The sequence below is a fragment of the Castellaniella sp. WN genome (assembly GCF_054457555.1).
Map to the genome: position 1 here is coordinate 2,604,476 of NZ_JBTKZC010000001.1, position 16,953 is coordinate 2,621,428.

Below are 16,953 nucleotides of genomic sequence, written 5' to 3' on the forward strand. Positions count from 1 at the left end.
TCTGGAGGGAGGCGCGGGGCATCAGGCTGCCCGGGTGCCCCAGCCGGTGGTCCGGCCGTAGGCCGGACCACCCGAGTCTGCCTCGTCCGCACGGGCGGCGGGCGAACTCGCCGCTGCGCGGCTCAGACACCCCCGCCGACTTCTCCCGCGCTCCCTTCGTCAGCCCTCGGCACCGGCCGACCGTGCGCCCGGGCAACCTGATGCCCCGCGCCTCCTGGCGCAATACCGTTTCCGTGTTCGAGATCCCGATGATCCGATCCCAGTTTGTGTCTATGATGCAGGCTGTATCAGGGTGATCAGCATGAATTCGTCTTCCACCGACCCCATCATCGCCATCGCCACGGCCCCCGGCCGGGGTGGGATCGGTGTGATCCGGGTTTCCGGCCCCGACCTGAAAGCCTGGGCCGATGCGCTGTGCGCGCTGGCGCTGCGCCCCCGGCATGCCCACTATCTGCCGTTTCGCGACCGTCATGGCGAGACCCTGGACGAGGGGCTGGCGCTGTTCTTCCCCGGCCCGCACTCCTACACCGGCGAGGACGTGCTGGAATTGCAGGGCCACGGCGGTCCCGCCGTGCTGCGGCGCGTGCTGGAGGACTGCCTGGCGCGGGGCGCGGACATCGGCCTGCGCCTGGCGCAGCCGGGCGAATTCACCCAGCGCGCCTTCCTGAACGACCGCCTGGACCTGGCCCAGGCCGAGGCCGTGGCCGACCTGATCGAGGCCAGTTCCACGGCGGCGGCGCGCAGCGCCATGGCGTCCCTGTCGGGCGCCTTTTCCGCCGAGATCGACGCGCTGAGCGAGCGCGTCGTCCAGCTGCGCATGCTGGTCGAGGCGACCCTGGATTTCCCCGAGGAGGAAATCGACTTCCTGGAAAAATACCAGGCCGCCGACCGCCTGAACGCCGTGACGGCCGCGCTGGACGGCGTCCTGCGTACCGCCCGCCAGGGGCTGGTGCTGCGCGAGGGGCTGCACGTGGTGCTGGCGGGCCAGCCCAACGTGGGCAAGTCCAGTCTGCTGAACGCCCTGGCGGGCGAGGACGTGGCCATTGTCACCCCGATTGCCGGCACCACACGCGACCGGGTGGTGCAGCAGGTTCACATCGACGGCATCCCCCTGCACATCGTGGACACGGCCGGCCTGCGCGAGACAGAGGACACGGTCGAGCGTATCGGCATCGAGCGCAGCTGGGCCGAGATCGCCCGCGCCCAGGTGATCCTGCATCTGCAGGATGCGCGCCATCCCGACGACCCGCTGGACGCGGAGATCGTGCGGCGGTTGCCGGTGGGCGTGCCGGTGCTGAGGGTGTGGAACAAGGTTGACCTCTTGGCATTGGCGGCGAGCCCCGCGGACGATGTCGTGTCTGATGAGTCCGAGCGGCATGCAGGCAGCGAGGTGGAGGGATCTCCCGACGTCCCTCTCCTCATTTCCGCCCACACCGGCGCCGGGCTGGATGCGCTGCGCGCCCGGCTGCTGGCCATCGCCGGCTGGACGCCGGGGACGGAGTCCCCCTGGCTGGCGCGCGAGCGGCACGTGCATGCGCTGGAGGCGGCGCGCGAACATCTGCAGGCCGCCGCCGGGCATGCCGCGCACAGCGACCAGGTGCTGGACCTGTTCGCCGAGGAACTGCGCCTGGCGCACGAGGCGCTGTGCGGAATCACGGGGGAATTCACCAGCGATGATCTGCTGGGGGAGATTTTTTCTAGGTTTTGTATTGGGAAGTGAGGTGGGGTCTATGTTATGTCCAAGTTTGGTCCTAAGTAGCTGGATTCTTGTCTTTCATCTCCCTACTTGGACATACGGAGGATGAGGTGGCACTGACCGACAACCCACTCAAGGCGCTCAAGCCCAGGGACAAGACCTATACGCCGTCGGCAAATCTGGTGGTGTAAGTCCGTCCGAGGCGCTGGTGGCCTTTTCCCTTTCTTGGGTAGGGCCGTTGCCCCTTGATTGCCATTCCCTTTTCTCTGCCTTTTTCCTCCGTGGCAGGCATTTATGATCGACGATGATTATCAGATACTGATATGATTGTAAATCAACGTGTCATTGGATTCGCGATCATGAAACGCTGCATTGTGGGTATCCGACAGCCAGACGGTTCGCCACCGAAGGGAAGCGAAACTCCCAGCATTTGGTTTCCGTCTCTGGCATCACTGGCAGCGGTGCTGTCGGACGACAACCGCCGCCTGCTGCGCCTGATCCATGACAAACAACCCAAGTCTCTGACCGAACTGGCCGAACTCAGTGGCCGCAAGGTGCCGAACCTGTCACGCACTCTGAGAATGATGGCGGATTACGGCCTGGTTTCGCTGCAGCGCAATGTTCGGGATGTTCAGCCGACCGCACTGGCGACTGAGTTTCTGGTGGTGCTGGATTGATGGCTACGAATAAGAGAGGGAATACAATGGCACGGATGTGGATGGTGCGCGGCGAAGGTGGCAGCTTGTATGACGCCTTCCGAGAACGCGGCGTAGCTGCCGTGGGCTGGAATCAATTGGCAGCCCATGCCAAACCCGGTGTCGGACGCAAGCAGCTAATCGCCCTGTACCAGTCTGCCGAGCCACAGGCAAAGCAAGGCACAGTGGTATCGGGTGCATCCCAGGTCTGGCGTTTCGTTAACGACATCCAGGATGGCGACTGGGTCATCACCTATTCGCCAGCCAATCGCCTGTACTCGATCGGCAAGGTCACGGGACCAGCCGAACACCACCCCGAGTGGGCCGAACAAGGCATGCCACTGGCGCGCAAGGTGCAGTGGCAAACGCAGGAATTGCCACGCGACAGCTTGGACACCAGCACAAAGAACAGCCTAGGTTCGACCCTGACCCTGTTCGAGGTGCCGTCCAGCGCGGCAGCCGAAGTGCTGGCGGCGCTGAGGGGTAAACCAGCTCCAGCCGTGGAAGATGAAGCCGAGGAAGTCATCGCCGATCCTCTGGCTGACATCGAGTCCCAGGCGCTGGAGCGCATCAAGGATCGGGTCAACGAACTCGACTGGGACGACATGCAGCAGTTGGTCGCTGGCATTCTGCGCGCCATGGGCTACAAGACCCAAGTCTCGCCACCCGGCTCGGATCGGGGCAAGGACATCGTGGCTTCGCCGGACGGCTTTGGTTTCGAACACCCGCGTATCGTCGTGGAGGTCAAGCACCGCAAAGGGCAGATGGGCAGTCAGGGAATCCGTAGCTTCCTCGGTGGACGCCACAAGGACGATCGTGGGCTGTATGTTGAGCTTGCCCCTGAATGACGAAGTCCTTAGTTCCAGTTAAATTGGAACTCAAGGAGTAAGAAATGACAGATTTGAGAAGGCGTGCGAAGTACACGCAGGAGTTCAAGCAAGAGAGTGTGCGTCAGGTGCTGGCGGGATCGTCAATCCGTGCCGTGGCCGATTCGCTGGGGATTCCGAAGGCAAGTTTAGGCAACTGGGTACGTCAACACGAGCTCGGGGATCTAGGCCCAGGGCCCACGAAAGCGACAGCGCCAGTCTCGGTGGAACAGATGGAGATTGCCCGTCTGAAAGCTGAGAATGCCCAGCTTCGGATGGAGCGTGACATTGCAAAAAAAGCCGCGGCGTACTTTGCGCTGGACACGCTGCAAAGTACGCCTGGATTCAAAAAATGAAAGGTCGCTGGCCGATTCGTGCGATGTGCAGGGTGTTGTGTGTCAGCGAAAGCGGCTACTACGGCTGGCAGCGTTCTGGACGTGTCTCGGCAGGTACTCGCTTGCCCGATGAACGGGTACTGGCTCACATTTGCGTCATCCACCGTGAGGTGAAGGCAGAGTACGGCTGGCCGAGGATCTATCGGGAGCTTCGGCGACGTGGGCTGAAGGTAGGAAAGGAGCGGGTTCGGTTGCTGATGAAAGCCCACGGAATACGCGCTCGCGTCAAACGCAAATATGTTGTGACGACCGACAGCAGGCATGCCTTGCCAGTAGCCCCAAATCTGGTGAAGCGGCAATTCAATCCGCCGCAACCGGACCGGATCTGGTGCGGCGACATCACGTATTTGCGTACGGACCAAGGGTGGTTGTACTTGGCGGCCGTGATCGACCTGTTCAGCCGTAAGATCGTTGGCTGGAGCCTGAAGCCGCACATGCAGACCAGCTTGGTCAAGGATGCCCTGGAGATGGCCTATTTGCGCCGCCGACCGGCACCGGGACTGATCTTCCACAGCGACAGGGGCGCCCAGTATTGCAGCCATGACTTCCAGCAGGCGCTGCGCACCTGGAAGATCCATCCGTCGATGAGCAGGAAGGGAGACTGTTGGGATAATGCGCCAACAGAGAGCCTCTGGGCGCGTTTGAAGGCCGCTTGCTTTGATGGCCGAAAGTTTGCTTCCCACCGCGCAGCCAGAGTTGCCGTGATGGACTGGATTACGTTCTACAACCACCGGCGACTGCATTCGGCACTGGGCTACACCAGTCCAATGGAATACGAAAAAATCTGGCACGCGAATCACTATAAAATCGCTGCCTGAACCCCGAACTAAGGACTACGAAAAACGGGGGCAATATCAAAATACTTGTACCGGTCAAGCGCGTGGTTGACTACAACGTCAAGGTGCGCGTGAAATCCGATCACACTGGCGTGGACATCGCCAACGTCAAGATGTCGATGAACCCGTTCGACGAGATCGCGGTCGAAGAGGCGGTGCGGCTGAAGGAACAGGGCGCGGCCACGGAGATCGTGGCCGTGTCGTGCGGAGTGTCGCAGTGTCAGGAGACGCTGCGCACGGCCCTGGCGATTGGCGCGGACCGGGGCATTCTGGCGCAGACCGACGCCGAGCTGCAGCCGCTGGCGGTGGCCAAGCTGCTCAAGGCGCTGGTGGACAAGGAGCAGCCCGGCCTGGTGATTCTGGGCAAGCAGGCGATCGACGACGACGCGAACCAGACCGGCCAGATGCTGGCCGCGCTGCTGGACTGGCCGCAGGCGACCAACGCCAGCCGGGTCGAGGTCCAGGGCGAGCGCGTCCAGGTCACGCGCGAGGTCGACGGCGGGCTGGAGACGCTGAGCCTGGCGCTGCCGGCCGTGATCACGACCGACCTGCGCCTGAACGAGCCGCGCTATGTGACGCTGCCCAACATCATGAAGGCGAAGAAAAAGCCCCTGGACAGCGTCGCCCCCGGGGACCTGGGCGTGGACGTGGCGCCGCGCCTGAAGACGCTGAAGGTCGCCGAGCCGCCCAGCCGCTCGGCCGGCGTGATCGTGCCCGACGTGGCCGCGCTGGTGGACAAACTCAAGAACGAAGCGAAGGTGGTGTAAATGAGCATTCTGGTCATTGCTGAACATGACAACGCCCGGCTGGGCGCGGCGACTCGCAACGTGGTGGCGGCGGCCGCGGCCATCGGGGGCGAAGTGCACGTGCTGGTGGCGGGTTCGGGGGCGCGCGCCGTGGCCGACCAGGCCGCGCGGGTGGCCTCGGTGAGCAAGGTGCTGCTGGCCGACGGCGCGGCGCTGGCCGAGGGGCTGGCGGAGAATCTGGCCGCGCAGGTGCTGGCGTTGGCCGGCGGCTACGGTCATATTCTGTTCGCGGCCACGGCCTCGGGCAAGAATGTGGCCCCGCGGGTGGCGGCCAGGCTGGACGTGGCGCAGATCTCGGACATCGTGGCGGTGGAATCGGCCGACACGTTCGTGCGTCCGATCTACGCCGGCAACGCGCTGGCGACGGTGCAGTCGGCCGACGCGACCCGGGTCATCACGGTGCGCACGACGGCCTTCGATCCGGTGGCCGAGACGGGCGGCTCGGCGGCGGTCGAGACGGTTGACGCGGTGGGCGATGCGGGCAAGTCGCGGTTCGTGGGCCGCGAGCTGGCCAAGAGCGACCGTCCGGAGCTGACCGCCGCGAAGGTGGTGGTGTCGGGCGGACGGGGGCTGGGCAGCGCGGAGAATTTCAAGATCCTGGATCCGCTGGCCGACAAGCTGGGCGCGGCGCTGGGGGCTTCGCGCGCGGCGGTGGACGCGGGCTATGCGCCCAACGACTGGCAGGTGGGTCAGACGGGCAAGATCGTGGCGCCGCAGCTGTACGTGGCCGTCGGGATCTCGGGGGCGATCCAGCATCTGGCGGGGATGAAGGACTCGAAGGTGATCGTGGCGATCAACAAGGACGCCGAGGCGCCGATCTTCGGGGTGGCCGACTACGGCCTGGTGGCCGACCTGTTCCAGGCCGTGCCCGAACTCGTCCAGGCGCTTTGAACGGCGATCCCGTGCAGGCCGCCGGGCGGAGGCTCCCCGCCCTTCAATTCCGACTGCCGGTCATTCCGTCGCGCAATCCGAACAGCCGTGCCGCGTTGTGATAGTGAGTGCCAGACGCTCGCGAGCCGCCTGATAGCCCTGCTTCAGACGACTCACGATCTCGGCCACGCAGGGCAGGTCGTCGATCAGTCCAACCCCTTGTCCGGCGCCCCAGATGTCCTTCCAGGCCTTCGCCTTGGAGCGGCCGTCCGCGAAACTCATCCGAGGCGCCGGCAAATCATCCAGATGATCAGGATCCAGGCCGGCGCGGACGATGCTTTCGCGCACATAGTTGCCATGTATCCCGGAAAAATAGCTGCTGTAAATAATATCGGCAGCCGACGCATTCAACAGCGCCTGCTTGTATTCCGCGCTGGCATTCGCCTCGCGGCTGGCGATGAAGCGCGTGCCCATGTAGGCGAAGTCGGCGCCCATGGCCTGGGCGGCCAGTATGCCGTCACCGGACACGATGGACCCGGAAAGTACGATGGGGCCATCATAGAACTTGCGTACCTCTCCCACCAGCGCGAAAGGAGACAGGGTTCCCGCATGCCCGCCCGCGCCGGCCGCGACCAGGATCAGGCCGTCCACGCCGGCATCGATCGCTTTCTGGGCATGCCGCAGACTGATGACGTCATGCAGGATGATTCCGCCGTAAGCGTGGACTTCATCGATGATCTCCCGCACCGGCGCCCGCAGCGAGGTGATCAGGATGGGAACCCGATGCCGTACGCAGGTGGCCACATCGCGCTCCAGCCGGACGTTCGACGCATGGGCGATCTGGTTGACCGCCAGCGGCCCGACGACGGCTCCCGGATTGGCATCACGGTAAGCGGCGAGTTCCGTTTTCATCTGGCCCAGCCACTCGTCCAGCAATTCGGGCTGACGAGCATTCAGCGCAGGCAAGGAACCGACCACGCCTGCCTTGCATTGGGCCAGAACGAGTTCGGGATAGCTCACGGTAAACATCGGCGCGGAAATCACCGGCACGGTGAGATTCTGCAGCGCGGGAGGAAGTCTGTTCGCGGACATGGGATTCCTGTATGCCTGATGGGAGGGATTCGCCGGCCAAGGCCGGTATCCCGCCGGCCTGCTCATGATTGTGACGGGGCGGCGGCCGCATCATCCCGGCCCTGACGGGTCAGCACCAGGACATCGCTCTCGCCTTCCTGGACGATCTCGTTCCTTTGGTTGATGAGCTGGAAGCGTCGTCCGAGCCTTCCGCTCCGGCCGCTTTTTCCGGGCTCCACCGACAGAATGGTCAGCTTCAGGTGAACGGTATCGTTGACGAACAGAGGCGCCAGGAAATTCCAGTGCCGGAAACCCAGCATGGCGACGACCGACTGATGGAAGATGCCGATGTCATGCAGCATTCCGGTACTGACGGCCATTCCCAGGACGCCATGGACCACCCGCTGTCCGAAGCGCGTGGACCGCGCGGCCTCGGCATCTGCATGCACAGGGTTCCAATCGCCCGAGAGCATGGAAAAGAACGTCAGATCAGCTTCCGTAATCGTCCGCCCACCGCTTTCAAAGACCTGATCGACCTTGAAATCCTCGAGATAGTATGTCTTCATGATGCTTCCTTCATTTTTTGCATCGCCATGTCGCGCAGCTTGGTCCGCTGGATCTTGGCGCCATTGGGGCTTTGGGTGGTCGGATACTCGGCGATCGGCCAGACATGGGCCGGGACCTTGAACGCCGCCAGCGTACTGCCCAGTGCCGCCTTGACCTCGTCTTCGTCCAGGCCGGCCCCGGGCGCCAGGATGACGAAAGCGGCACATGCGGTACGACCGCCTGCCTGCTGCAACTCGACCACCTGGGCGTTGGCAATGCCCGGAAGTTCCTTCAGGGCATTTTCGATTTCCACAGGATCCACCAGATATCCCGCCAGGCGCATGGTGTCGCCACGCCGGGTCTGATAGACGAATCCTCCGTCATCGCGCAGATAGCCGACGTCGCCTGTGATGAAATAGCCATCCGGCGTGACCGCTTTGGCCGTGGCGTCGGGATTGTCCAGATACCCGATGAAATTCGTGTCGGAACGGATCTCGATCACGCCGCTCCGCCCCGCCGGCAGGAGCCGGCCAGTATCCACGTCCCGAACCCGCACCTGGGCCGAGCGGCTGGCCGGCAGCCCGCCGCCCCTCAACCTGTCCTGGACGTCGCCATCCGGCCGGTTCAGTGAAAACAAGGCCTGGACTTCGCTGGATCCGTACAGGCCATACATGGGGATGCCCCGCTGCCAGGCGGCCCGGCCGAATGTTTCCACCCCCGGATGAAAGGCCGCAAAGCCGCAGACGCGCAGCGAGGGAAAGGGGCGATCGCCGACGCCATGCTCCGTGATCCGGCGGAACATCTCGTCGCTGCCGAAAATGTGGGTCACCCGATGAAGCCCGATCAGACGGGCGGCTTTCCCGCCGTCAAAGACGTCCATCAGGACGACCGGCCTGCCGGCCGCAAAAGCGCCGAGGACCGCGTTGAAACCGAAAACCCCGCACAGAGGCAAAGCGGCCAGCAGGCAGACCTCATCCTGCAGGAACTGGTATGCCTGCGCCACGCGCCGGCTGTGCGTGGAAATCGTGTATTGAGTGTGCATGACCAGCTTCGGTCCGCTGGTCGTGCCGGACGTGGTGAAGAGAATGCTGAGGTCGTCCGCACGTCCGCTGCCTTCCGTCTTGCCAGGCGGCAAGCCGTCCAAGCTGAACGCCACGGTGGGCCTGCCCAGTATCGTATCCGGCAAGGCCCGCTGCGCCGGATTCAACACGGCGACCCGCTCCAGCGCGCGGACCGCGTCCGGATTCACGTCGGCAAGGATGCCGGGAAAGTCGATCTTGCGAAAATTGAGTTCGAGCACCAGCAGACGCGCGCGTGATTTTTCCAGGATGTGCTCGAGTTCATGCGCTCGATAGCGGGTATTGACGGCCACCAGCGTGGCCCCGAGCCGCCCCAGCGCAAAGAACAGAGCCAGCCATTCCAGACGGTTGACCAGCCAGACGGCAACCCTGTCTCCCCGGCCGATGCCCCGGGCGGCAAGCCAGGACACCGTACCGGCGCACAGCCGGCTGAATTCCTCGTAGGTCACCTTGCGGTGTTCCTCGATCAGGGCAATGGCTTCCGGCTGACGTGCAACCTGCTCCGCCAGAAGGGCCTCCAGGGTCTGCAAGCTCGACATGTTCTAGTACAACTCCATCAGTTTCGCGTTGTCATCCAGGTCGCCGGGCAGCGCCTCGGCGATGATGGCTCCAGACTTCATCACGACCACGCGGTCGGAGATCTTCAGCGCCTCCTTGACGTTCTGCTCGACCAGCAGGATCGACATGCCGGTTCTGGATTGCAGTTCTCGAATGGGGCCGAGGAGATCCTGAAACAGTTTCGGCGCAAGGCCGATCGAAGGCTCATCCATCAACAGGCAGCGCGGACGGCTCAGCAAGGAACGCGCAATCGACACGATCTGCTGCTGTCCACCCGAAAGCGTGCCCGCCCTCTGATGGAAGAACTTGCCCATGGCAGGCAATATCGTCATCACCCACTCCAGGCGCTCGGTGCGTTCGGACTTGGGGACATTGGCGGCCCACAGGCCCATTTTCATGGTCTCGGCCACCGTGAGGCCGGGAAAGACGCCCCGGCCCTCGGGCACCAGCGACAGCCCGGCCGCCGTGAGCGCGCGAGGTTCCAGGGGGGCGTCCTGCGGCTTTCCGTCCAGGTAGATCCGGCCGGCCTGGCGCGCCACCAGTCCGAACAGGGATTTGAGCAGCGTGGACTTGCCGGCGCCGTTATGGCCGATCAGGCAGAGGACCTCGTTCGCACGCAGTTCAAAGTTGAAGTCGTTCAAGACCGGCCGTCCTCCGTAGCCGACGACCAGGCCTTCGGTTCTGAGCACACTTCCATTCATGCCGTCTGCTCTCCAAAGTAGATAGCCGCCAGATGCGGGTCTTTCAGAATCACGTCGGGATCGCCCTCGGACAACAAGGTGCCTTGGTCCAGAAAAGCGATGCGGTCGGAAATTCCGATGACGATGTCCAGATTGTGTTCGATGATGCAGACAGTCACCCCCTGGCTGACTTCGCTGCGCAAAAGCTCCAGGAAGAGGTCATACGAGCCGCGGTCCAGGCCCGAGGCCGGCTCATCCAGCAGCCACAGCTTCGCATCCGCCGCCATGATCCGCGCCATGCTGAGAAACTTGCGCTCCGCATACGCGAGGTCGATGGCCCGGACCTTCGCCTTGCCGGACAGCCGGGTTCTTTCCAGGATGTGCCGCACACGTTCTTCACGGGCCTTCTTGCCCGCCTGGCCGCCCGGCTGCCATATCCAGGACGCCGGCTCCATCACGGTACGGACGTTCTCTTCGACAGTCATCTGATCAAACAGTCGCAGGTCCTGAAAGGTCCGGGCGATTCCCTTGCGCGCGATCTTCCAGTGCGCCTGGCCGACGATCGATTCGCCCTTCCAGACGATGTCTCCCGCAGTGGGGGTCAGATGGCCGGTGATCAGGTTGAACAGCGTGGTCTTGCCCGCGCCGTTCGGCCCCACCAGCGTCGTGACGATCCCGGCGCGGAGGTCGAGAGACACGTTGTTGGTGACCTTCAAGCCGCCGAAATTTTTCTGCAGATCCGAAATCCGCAGCAGGACGTCGTGCTTCGGTGCGTTCATTGTGCTTTTCCTTTGCCGCCCCAAGGCCCGACGATTCCGCCCGGCCGGAATATCATGAGCAACACCATGGCCGCACCATAGGCGATCTGCTGGATTGCGCCGACCTCTGAAGAAGGCAGAAACCACATATAGCTGAAGAGACTGGGCAGCAGCATGAGCAATACGGTTCCTACGACAGGCCCGAACAAAGTCCCTGTGCCGCCGATGATGACCATCGCCATCAGAAGGACCGACGTGTCCAGGGTAAAGCTCTCGACGTTGATGAACCCCAGGTAAAAGGCGTAAAGGGCGCCTGCAATGGCCGCCAGCGCCGAGGAAATCATGACCGACAGTGTCTTGATGACCGCGACATTCTTGCCGAACGCGTGGGAGGCCGACTCGCTGTCACGGATCGCCTTGAGGTTGCGGCCGAAGCTGGAGCGCAGCAGGACATTGGTGATCAGCAGCACCACGATCAGGCAGCCCAAGGACAGCAGCACGAAATAGGCGGGATCGGTGACCGCGAAGCCGAACAGTTCGACAGGCGGAATGCCGATGATGCCGCCCAGGCCGCCCGTAAAGGATTTCCATTCGGCAAATATCGTGACCCCCAGGACCTGGAGGCCCAGCGAGGCCGCGACGAAATATTCGCCCCTCACCCGCAGGGCCGGCAATGCCAGCACCAACGACAGGACCGCTGCCGCCACCATGGCGACCGGAACGGCCAGAAAGAGCGAGGCACTGAAATGCAGTGCAAAATAGGCGGCCGTATAAGCCCCGACGCCGAAAAATATCGCGTGCGCCATGGAGAAGATACCGGCATACCCCATGATGAAATTGAGTGTGATCGCCAGCACTGCGTTGATGCTGATCAGCGTGACAAGGTTCAGGATGTAGGCGGTCATATTCCCGGTTCCTCACGATGCAATGGCGCGGCCGAAAAAACCGGACGGCCGGAAAAGGATGAACAGGAACAGCACGACAAAGGTGACGGCTTCGCTCCACTGAGGTTCCAGATACATCAGGGCGAGGTTCTCGGTGATGCCCAGCAGCAAGCCGGCATAGGCCGCGCCGCGCAGGCTGCCCACTCCGCCCACGATGGTCGCGGCCAGGCTGATCAGCATGACGTGATGTCCGACAGCGGGATTCAAACCCGAACTGCTGGCGCTGAGTACGGCGGCGGGGACCACCAGCAAGGACCCCAGAGCGAACACCACCATCGACAGGCGACGCGGACTGAGCCCATAGACACGGACCAGTTCGGGATTTTCGGACAGCGCCCGCAAGCCCATGCCGACGTGAGTGCGCATGAGAAACGCCTGCAAGGCGAAAAAGAACGCCAGCGCGCAGAGGATGGCGATCCCGGAAAGCGGAGCGACATAAAGATTCGGGAGGATCTCCATGCTGCGCGATAGCGGCGAGGTGACCGAGACGAATCCTCGGCCGAAGATCATCCCGATCAGGTTCTGAACAATGATGCCTATGCCCAGCGAGGCCACGAAAACCGTGAAAAAAGAGCCCTCATGCCGCTGGATCGGCGCATAGACCCAGCGATCAAGGGAGACCCCGAACACGACCACCGCGGCAGTCGCGGCCGCTACGCCCACTGTCCAGTGCAGCTGCAGGATGGAATACAGGTAATAGAAGATATACGCCGCAATGGTGAAGGTCGCGCCATGGGCGAAGTGGAATATCTTGGTCGAACCAAAGATCAGCGAAAATCCTACGGCGATCAGGGCATACAGGGCTCCGACCTGCACGCCATTGATCAACAGTTGCAATAGCAGCATGTCGGCCCGCCCCCCGATTACTCGGCCACGACCGACACCACCTTGCCGCCAGCGCCGTCGATCTCGTTGATCTGCATCGGGCTGACGACCGTCCCGTTTTCCGTGAAGGTTACCTGCCCGCCCACCAGATCAAAGGATTTGTCCTTCAGACGCTGGGCCAGCAGATTCTCTCCGGTCACGGGCTTGCCCTGCTGTTCGAGCTCGTGGGCCAGCAATCCGAACAACCGGGCCGCGTTGTAGTAATTGGCGATATACGCCGTCGGCATCTTGTCGTATTTCTTCCGATAGTCGTCCACAAAGCGCTTGGTGACGGGATCCTGGGAATTCCAGTCGATATTCTGGCTGGTGTACAGGGCGCCCTTGGCTTCCGGCAGCGCGTTGATCTCCGGCACCGAGAAGGCGGTGTAGCTCACCAGCTGCTGCTTGATGCCGTTGTCGCGAAACTGCTTGACGATCTGGGACTGCTGGGCGCCATAGGACGCGATGTAGATCACATCCGGGTTCGCCGAGCGCACGCGGGCGGCAATGCCGCTGAACTGCTGGGCCGTCGCAGGCACGGACAGGGCTTCGATCAGTTCGCCACCGACCTTGGGCAGCGTGTCCTTCAGTTCCTTGCGGATCCCCGCGCCCAGCGGATCATCGACATAGACCAGCACGAAGCGCTTCATCCCGCGCTCCTTGACCAGGTAGGGCAGCACCGCCCGGACCTCGTCATTGGCCAGAGGGATGATGTTCCAGAAATAAGGGCCCAGATCCGCGAGATCCGGGCCGACGCCACCACCGTTGACCGCGACGGTCTTGGTGCGTGCCGCCGTGGTGGAGATGGCCTTGGAAACTCCCGTGAACGCGGACAGCACATAGGGCACCTTGGCGACGTTCACCAGCTTGTTCATGCCGATGACGCCCTGCTGCGGCAGGGCCTGGCTGTCTTCATACTGGACCGACAGCCCCCCGTCGATCATCTTGTCTTCATTGATGTGCTCCACGGCGAGGTTGACCCCGGAGCCGAATACGTCGCCATAGGTGGCGTTCGGGCCGCTCATGGGAAATAGCGCGCCTATCGTGAGATTTGCCGCTGAAGCCGGGAGGCTCCAGGCAGCCATGAACAGCAAACCGAAGCAAAGCGTTTTTTTGAAGGGCAACATGTCTGTCTCCTGATCTTGTCGGCGAGGTCTTGTGGCATGGCCTCGGCGTCATGCAGGCGGCTCCTCCGTCCGGGCAAGAGCACGCCTGATGCTTCGTGGAGTGTGCTCTCGCAGTCAATGCCTCACAATTTTCATTTGAGAAAGAGTCGGTTTCAGCAGCGTTAATCCCAGGGTAAACGCTAGGAACAGTCGCCGCGCAGCGCGGCCCATGCCGGCCCGCCGCCGGGCGGCACCGCGACGCTGTTCAACGTCGGCACCGCGCTTGCGCCCTGCCCATCGGGCCGCAGGCCCAGGCCATGCCGCCGTGGCGCCTGGCCCGGTTTCCCGCCGACCCGACCGAGGACACCGGGCCGGCCGAGGTTCACTCCACCGTCACGCTCTTGGCCAGGTTGCGCGGCTTGTCCACGTCCGTGCCGCGCGCGCAGGCGGTGTGATAGGCCAGCAGTTGCAGCGGCACGGTGTGCAGGATGGGCGAGAGCTTGCCGTAGTGCTCGGGCATGCGGATGACGTGCATGCCCTCGGCGCTGGCGATCTGGGAATCCGCGTCGGCGAAGACGTACAGTTCGCCGCCGCGCGCGCGCACTTCCTGCATGTTGGACTTCAGTTTTTCCAGCAGTTCGTCGTGCGGCGCGATGGTGATGACGGGCATGGCATCGGTCACCAGGGCCAGCGGGCCGTGCTTGAGCTCCCCGGCGGGATAGGCCTCGGCGTGGATATAGCTGATCTCCTTCAGCTTCAGCGCGCCTTCCAGGGCGATCGGGTAATGCATGCCGCGCCCCAGGAACAGGGCATTTTCCTTGCTGGCGAAGCGTTCGGCCCAGGCGATGATCTGCGGCTCCAGCGCCAGCACGGCGGACACGGCCGCCGGCAGGTGGCGCAGGGACTTCACGGCCTGTTCCTCGGCGGCGGCATCCAGACGGCCGCGCGTCCGGGCCAGCGCCAGGGTCAGCAGGTACAGGGCGGTCAGTTGGGTGGTGAAGGCCTTGGTCGAGGCCACGCCGATTTCCACCCCCGCACGGGTGATGAAGGCCAGCTTGCATTCGCGCACCATGGCGCTGGTCGCCACGTTGCAGATGGTCAGGGTCTGGTCCATGCCCAGGCCGCGGGCGTGCTTCAGCGCCGCCAGGGTGTCGGCGGTCTCGCCGGACTGGGAGATGGTGACGACCAGGGTGCGCGGATCGGGCACGCTGGTGCGGTAGCGGTATTCGCTGGCGATCTCTACGTTGACGGGGATGCCGGCCAGGGCTTCGATCCAGTAGCGCGCCGTCAGGCCGGCGTAGTAACTGGTGCCGCAGGCCAGGATCAGCACGCGGTCGATGGCCTGGAACACAGCATGCGCGCCGTCGCCGAACAGTTCCGGCATGATGGCGTCGATGTCCTGCAGGGTGTCGCCCACGGCGCGCGGCTGCTCGAAAATTTCCTTCTGCATGAAATGCCGGTAGGGGCCGAGCTCGGCCTCGCCGGTATGGACCTGGACCGTATGCACGGCGCGCTCCACGGCCTTGCCCTGGGCGTCCGTCACCCACACCCGCGCCAGCTGCAGGTCCACCACGTCGCCGTCTTCCAGGTACATGATCTGGTCGGTGGTGCCGGCCAGCGCCAGCGCGTCGGACGCGAGGTAGTTGCCGTCGGCCCCACGGCCGACGACCAGGGGCGAGCCCTGGCGCGCGCCGACCACGCGGTGCGGTTCCTCGGCGCAGAACACGGCGATGGCGTAGGCGCCGTCCAGGCGGCGCACGGCCTGCTGCACGGCGGCGTACAGGTCGCCGTCGTAGAGGTGGTCCACCAGGTGGGCGATGACCTCGGTGTCGGTCTGGCTCTGGAACATGTAGCCGGCGGCCTGCAGTTCCGCGCGCAGGACGTCGTGGTTCTCGATGATGCCGTTGTGCACCAGCGCGATGCGCGGCGCGCCCTGATCCGGGCCGGAGAAATGGGGATGCGCGTTGTGCGTCAGCGGTGCGCCGTGCGTGGCCCAGCGGGTATGGGCGATGCCGGTCAGGCCCTGGACGCCGTCCTGCGCGGCCTGCGCCGCGAGTTCGGCGACCCGCTGGGTGCTGCGCACCCGCCGCAGCCCGGTGCCCGTGTGCACGGCCACGCCGCAGGAGTCATAGCCCCGGTATTCCAGGCGGCGCAAGCCTTCGAGCAGAACGGGAACGATATTGTGCTGCGCCACTGCGCCGACGATGCCACACATAGAAAGATGCTCCTGATTCGGAAAGACGAGTGGGGACCGGTAGGGGCCGGTCCGGTTCTGCGCTATTGTGGACCGGGGAGAAGGAAATAAGATTTCTATTTCACCTAGAATATGAAATAAAATTTCATATAATATTCATTATGAAATTTTATTTCATAAAATCGCTGTGAATGAATTGAACAACGCAAATATCAGGCTCCCGCGTTTGCTCTTCCCCACGCCTGTTGCGTCCCGGAAACATCTCCATGCCCGCCATCGAACTCGACGATCTGGACCGCCGCATCCTGGACATCCTGCAGCAGGACTGCGCTCTCAGCAACCAGGACCTGGCCGCGCGCGTGCACGCCTCGCCGCCGACCTGCCTGCGGCGGGTGCGTCGTCTGGCCAAGACGGGGATCATCCAGCGGCGGGTGGCGGTTCTGGACCCCGCCCTGATGGGCGCGGCCCTGACTGTCCTGATCGAGGTCACGCTGGACGCGCAGGCGGCCGCGCAAGCCGACGCCTTCGAGGCCCAGCTGCTGGCCGAACCGGCCATCCAGCAGTGCTACCGGGTCAGCAGCGGGCCGGATTTCGTGCTGGTCGCCCTGGTGGCGGACATGGCGGCCTACCAGGCCCTGGCGCTGCGCCGCCTGACGGGCGATCCGCGCGTGCGCAACGTGCGCAGCTTCTTCGCCACGCGGCGCAGTAAATTCGACACCCGGATTCCGCTCGCCCCCTGATTCAGCGGACCTGGTCCAGTTCCTGCGTCTCGGGCACGTCCGCCCAGCGCTCGCGGAACTCCAGGATGTCCGGCAGACAACGCAGGAATGCCTCGACCCGTTCGGGATCGAAATGGCGGCCGCTTTCCTTGCGGATGTGCGCCACGGCGTCCTCGACGGGCAAGGCTGGCTTGTAGGGGCGCACGCTGATCCACGATGTGCTGGCGCATGATGGCCCATTCCACAGCGTCCAGCTTGCCGGGCTTGAGC

At 63.7% G+C, this 16,953-nt stretch carries 17 protein-coding genes; 7 read left to right on the forward strand and 10 right to left on the reverse strand.

Annotation, left to right across the window (positions count from 1 at the left end; genetic code table 11):
• Positions 1-301: 301 nt before the first annotated feature.
• The 6 genes from mnmE (at position 302) to ACTPOE_RS12370 (ending at position 6,185) form a co-directional block, all read left to right on the forward strand.
• Positions 302-1,720: a tRNA uridine-5-carboxymethylaminomethyl(34) synthesis GTPase MnmE gene (gene mnmE, locus ACTPOE_RS12345; RefSeq protein WP_458872439.1), complete on the forward strand. Its 1,419-nt coding sequence runs from the start codon at positions 302-304 to the stop codon at positions 1,718-1,720.
• A gap of 335 nt (positions 1,721-2,055) precedes the next feature.
• On the forward strand, positions 2,056-2,373 hold the full coding sequence (locus ACTPOE_RS12350) for an HVO_A0114 family putative DNA-binding protein (protein WP_372685456.1): 318 nt from the start codon (positions 2,056-2,058) through the stop codon (positions 2,371-2,373).
• 26 nt (positions 2,374-2,399) lie between these two features.
• A complete protein-coding gene (locus ACTPOE_RS12355; RefSeq protein WP_458872440.1) occupies positions 2,400-3,239 on the forward strand; it encodes a restriction endonuclease in 840 nt (279 codons plus the stop codon).
• Between the two features lie 44 nt (positions 3,240-3,283).
• A protein-coding gene (locus ACTPOE_RS12360) for an IS3 family transposase (RefSeq protein WP_458869997.1) occupies positions 3,284-4,470 on the forward strand; the annotation gives its coding sequence in 2 pieces (ribosomal slippage) (positions 3,284-3,548 and positions 3,548-4,470; 1,188 coding nt in all).
• Between the two features lie 35 nt (positions 4,471-4,505).
• Entirely contained in the window at positions 4,506-5,255 is a 750-nt protein-coding gene (locus ACTPOE_RS12365) for an electron transfer flavoprotein subunit beta/FixA family protein (protein WP_458872822.1), read from the forward strand.
• Positions 5,256-6,185 (forward strand): electron transfer flavoprotein subunit alpha/FixB family protein, encoded by a 930-nt coding sequence (locus tag ACTPOE_RS12370; RefSeq protein ID WP_458871324.1) that lies wholly within the window; start codon positions 5,256-5,258, stop codon positions 6,183-6,185.
• Between the two features lie 60 nt (positions 6,186-6,245).
• Here the strand turns inward: ACTPOE_RS12370 and ACTPOE_RS12375 are convergent, their stop codons facing one another.
• The 9 genes from ACTPOE_RS12375 to glmS all read right to left on the reverse strand — a co-directional run bounded on the left by ACTPOE_RS12375 (position 6,246) and on the right by glmS (position 15,985).
• A complete protein-coding gene (locus ACTPOE_RS12375; protein WP_458872441.1) occupies positions 6,246-7,256 on the reverse strand; it encodes an NAD(P)H-dependent flavin oxidoreductase in 1,011 nt (336 codons plus the stop codon).
• Between the two features lie 62 nt (positions 7,257-7,318).
• On the reverse strand, positions 7,319-7,801 hold the full coding sequence (locus ACTPOE_RS12380) for a MaoC/PaaZ C-terminal domain-containing protein (RefSeq protein WP_458872442.1): 483 nt from the start codon (positions 7,799-7,801) through the stop codon (positions 7,319-7,321).
• Positions 7,798-9,399, reverse strand: coding sequence for an AMP-binding protein (locus ACTPOE_RS12385; RefSeq protein ID WP_458872443.1), 1,602 nt, complete (start codon positions 9,397-9,399; stop codon positions 7,798-7,800). The genes ACTPOE_RS12380 and ACTPOE_RS12385 overlap by 4 nt, the downstream gene beginning before the upstream one ends.
• A 3-nt stretch (positions 9,400-9,402) precedes the next feature.
• Positions 9,403-10,107 carry an ABC transporter ATP-binding protein gene (locus tag ACTPOE_RS12390; protein ID WP_458872444.1) on the reverse strand — a complete coding sequence of 235 codons (705 nt, stop codon included), beginning with the start codon at positions 10,105-10,107 and terminating at the stop codon, positions 9,403-9,405.
• An 8-nt stretch (positions 10,108-10,115) separates the two neighbouring features.
• On the reverse strand, positions 10,116-10,901 hold the full coding sequence (locus ACTPOE_RS12395) for an ABC transporter ATP-binding protein (RefSeq protein ID WP_458872445.1): 786 nt from the start codon (positions 10,899-10,901) through the stop codon (positions 10,116-10,118).
• Positions 10,874-11,761 carry a branched-chain amino acid ABC transporter permease gene (locus tag ACTPOE_RS12400; protein ID WP_458872446.1) on the reverse strand — a complete coding sequence of 296 codons (888 nt, stop codon included), beginning with the start codon at positions 11,759-11,761 and terminating at the stop codon, positions 10,874-10,876. The genes ACTPOE_RS12395 and ACTPOE_RS12400 overlap by 28 nt, the downstream gene beginning before the upstream one ends.
• Before the next feature lie 12 nt (positions 11,762-11,773).
• Complete coding sequence (locus tag ACTPOE_RS12405) at positions 11,774-12,646, reverse strand: branched-chain amino acid ABC transporter permease (RefSeq protein ID WP_458872447.1); 873 nt, start codon at positions 12,644-12,646, stop codon at positions 11,774-11,776.
• A 17-nt stretch (positions 12,647-12,663) separates the two neighbouring features.
• On the reverse strand, positions 12,664-13,791 hold the full coding sequence (locus ACTPOE_RS12410; RefSeq protein ID WP_458872448.1) for an ABC transporter substrate-binding protein: 1,128 nt from the start codon (positions 13,789-13,791) through the stop codon (positions 12,664-12,666).
• A 361-nt stretch (positions 13,792-14,152) separates the two neighbouring features.
• Positions 14,153-15,985, reverse strand: a complete 1,833-nt coding sequence (gene glmS / locus ACTPOE_RS12415; RefSeq protein ID WP_458872449.1) for a glutamine--fructose-6-phosphate transaminase (isomerizing) — start codon at positions 15,983-15,985, stop codon at positions 14,153-14,155.
• A gap of 245 nt (positions 15,986-16,230) precedes the next feature.
• Between glmS and ACTPOE_RS12420 the strand changes: the two genes are divergently transcribed.
• The gene (locus tag ACTPOE_RS12420) at positions 16,231-16,704 is read left to right on the forward strand and encodes an Lrp/AsnC family transcriptional regulator (protein ID WP_458872450.1); all 474 of its coding nucleotides are present in this window, start codon (positions 16,231-16,233) and stop codon (positions 16,702-16,704) included.
• A 1-nt stretch (position 16,705) separates the two neighbouring features.
• On the opposite strand, the gene ACTPOE_RS12425 is transcribed toward ACTPOE_RS12420, so the two are convergent.
• Positions 16,706-16,888, reverse strand: coding sequence for a hypothetical protein (locus ACTPOE_RS12425; protein ID WP_458872451.1), 183 nt, complete (start codon positions 16,886-16,888; stop codon positions 16,706-16,708).
• Positions 16,889-16,953 lie beyond the last annotated feature (65 nt).

What these genes read in the sequence shown, in the direction of transcription:
- mnmE (WP_458872439.1), top strand. Translation starts at nt 302, where the DNA reads ATGAATTCGTCTTCCACCGACCCCATCATCGCCATCGCCACGGCCCCC.
- ACTPOE_RS12350 (WP_372685456.1), top strand. Translation starts at nt 2,056, where the DNA reads ATGAAACGCTGCATTGTGGGTATCCGACAGCCAGACGGTTCGCCACCG.
- ACTPOE_RS12380 (WP_458872442.1), bottom strand. Translation starts at nt 7,801, where the DNA reads ATGAAGACATACTATCTCGAGGATTTCAAGGTCGATCAGGTCTTTGAA.
- ACTPOE_RS12370 (WP_458871324.1), top strand. Translation starts at nt 5,256, where the DNA reads ATGAGCATTCTGGTCATTGCTGAACATGACAACGCCCGGCTGGGCGCG.
- ACTPOE_RS12410 (WP_458872448.1), bottom strand. Translation starts at nt 13,791, where the DNA reads ATGTTGCCCTTCAAAAAAACGCTTTGCTTCGGTTTGCTGTTCATGGCT.
- ACTPOE_RS12420 (WP_458872450.1), top strand. Translation starts at nt 16,231, where the DNA reads ATGCCCGCCATCGAACTCGACGATCTGGACCGCCGCATCCTGGACATC.
- ACTPOE_RS12375 (WP_458872441.1), bottom strand. Translation starts at nt 7,256, where the DNA reads ATGTCCGCGAACAGACTTCCTCCCGCGCTGCAGAATCTCACCGTGCCG.
- ACTPOE_RS12355 (WP_458872440.1), top strand. Translation starts at nt 2,400, where the DNA reads ATGGCACGGATGTGGATGGTGCGCGGCGAAGGTGGCAGCTTGTATGAC.
- ACTPOE_RS12385 (WP_458872443.1), bottom strand. Translation starts at nt 9,399, where the DNA reads ATGTCGAGCTTGCAGACCCTGGAGGCCCTTCTGGCGGAGCAGGTTGCA.
- glmS (WP_458872449.1), bottom strand. Translation starts at nt 15,985, where the DNA reads ATGTGTGGCATCGTCGGCGCAGTGGCGCAGCACAATATCGTTCCCGTT.
- ACTPOE_RS12405 (WP_458872447.1), bottom strand. Translation starts at nt 12,646, where the DNA reads ATGCTGCTATTGCAACTGTTGATCAATGGCGTGCAGGTCGGAGCCCTG.
- ACTPOE_RS12400 (WP_458872446.1), bottom strand. Translation starts at nt 11,761, where the DNA reads ATGACCGCCTACATCCTGAACCTTGTCACGCTGATCAGCATCAACGCA.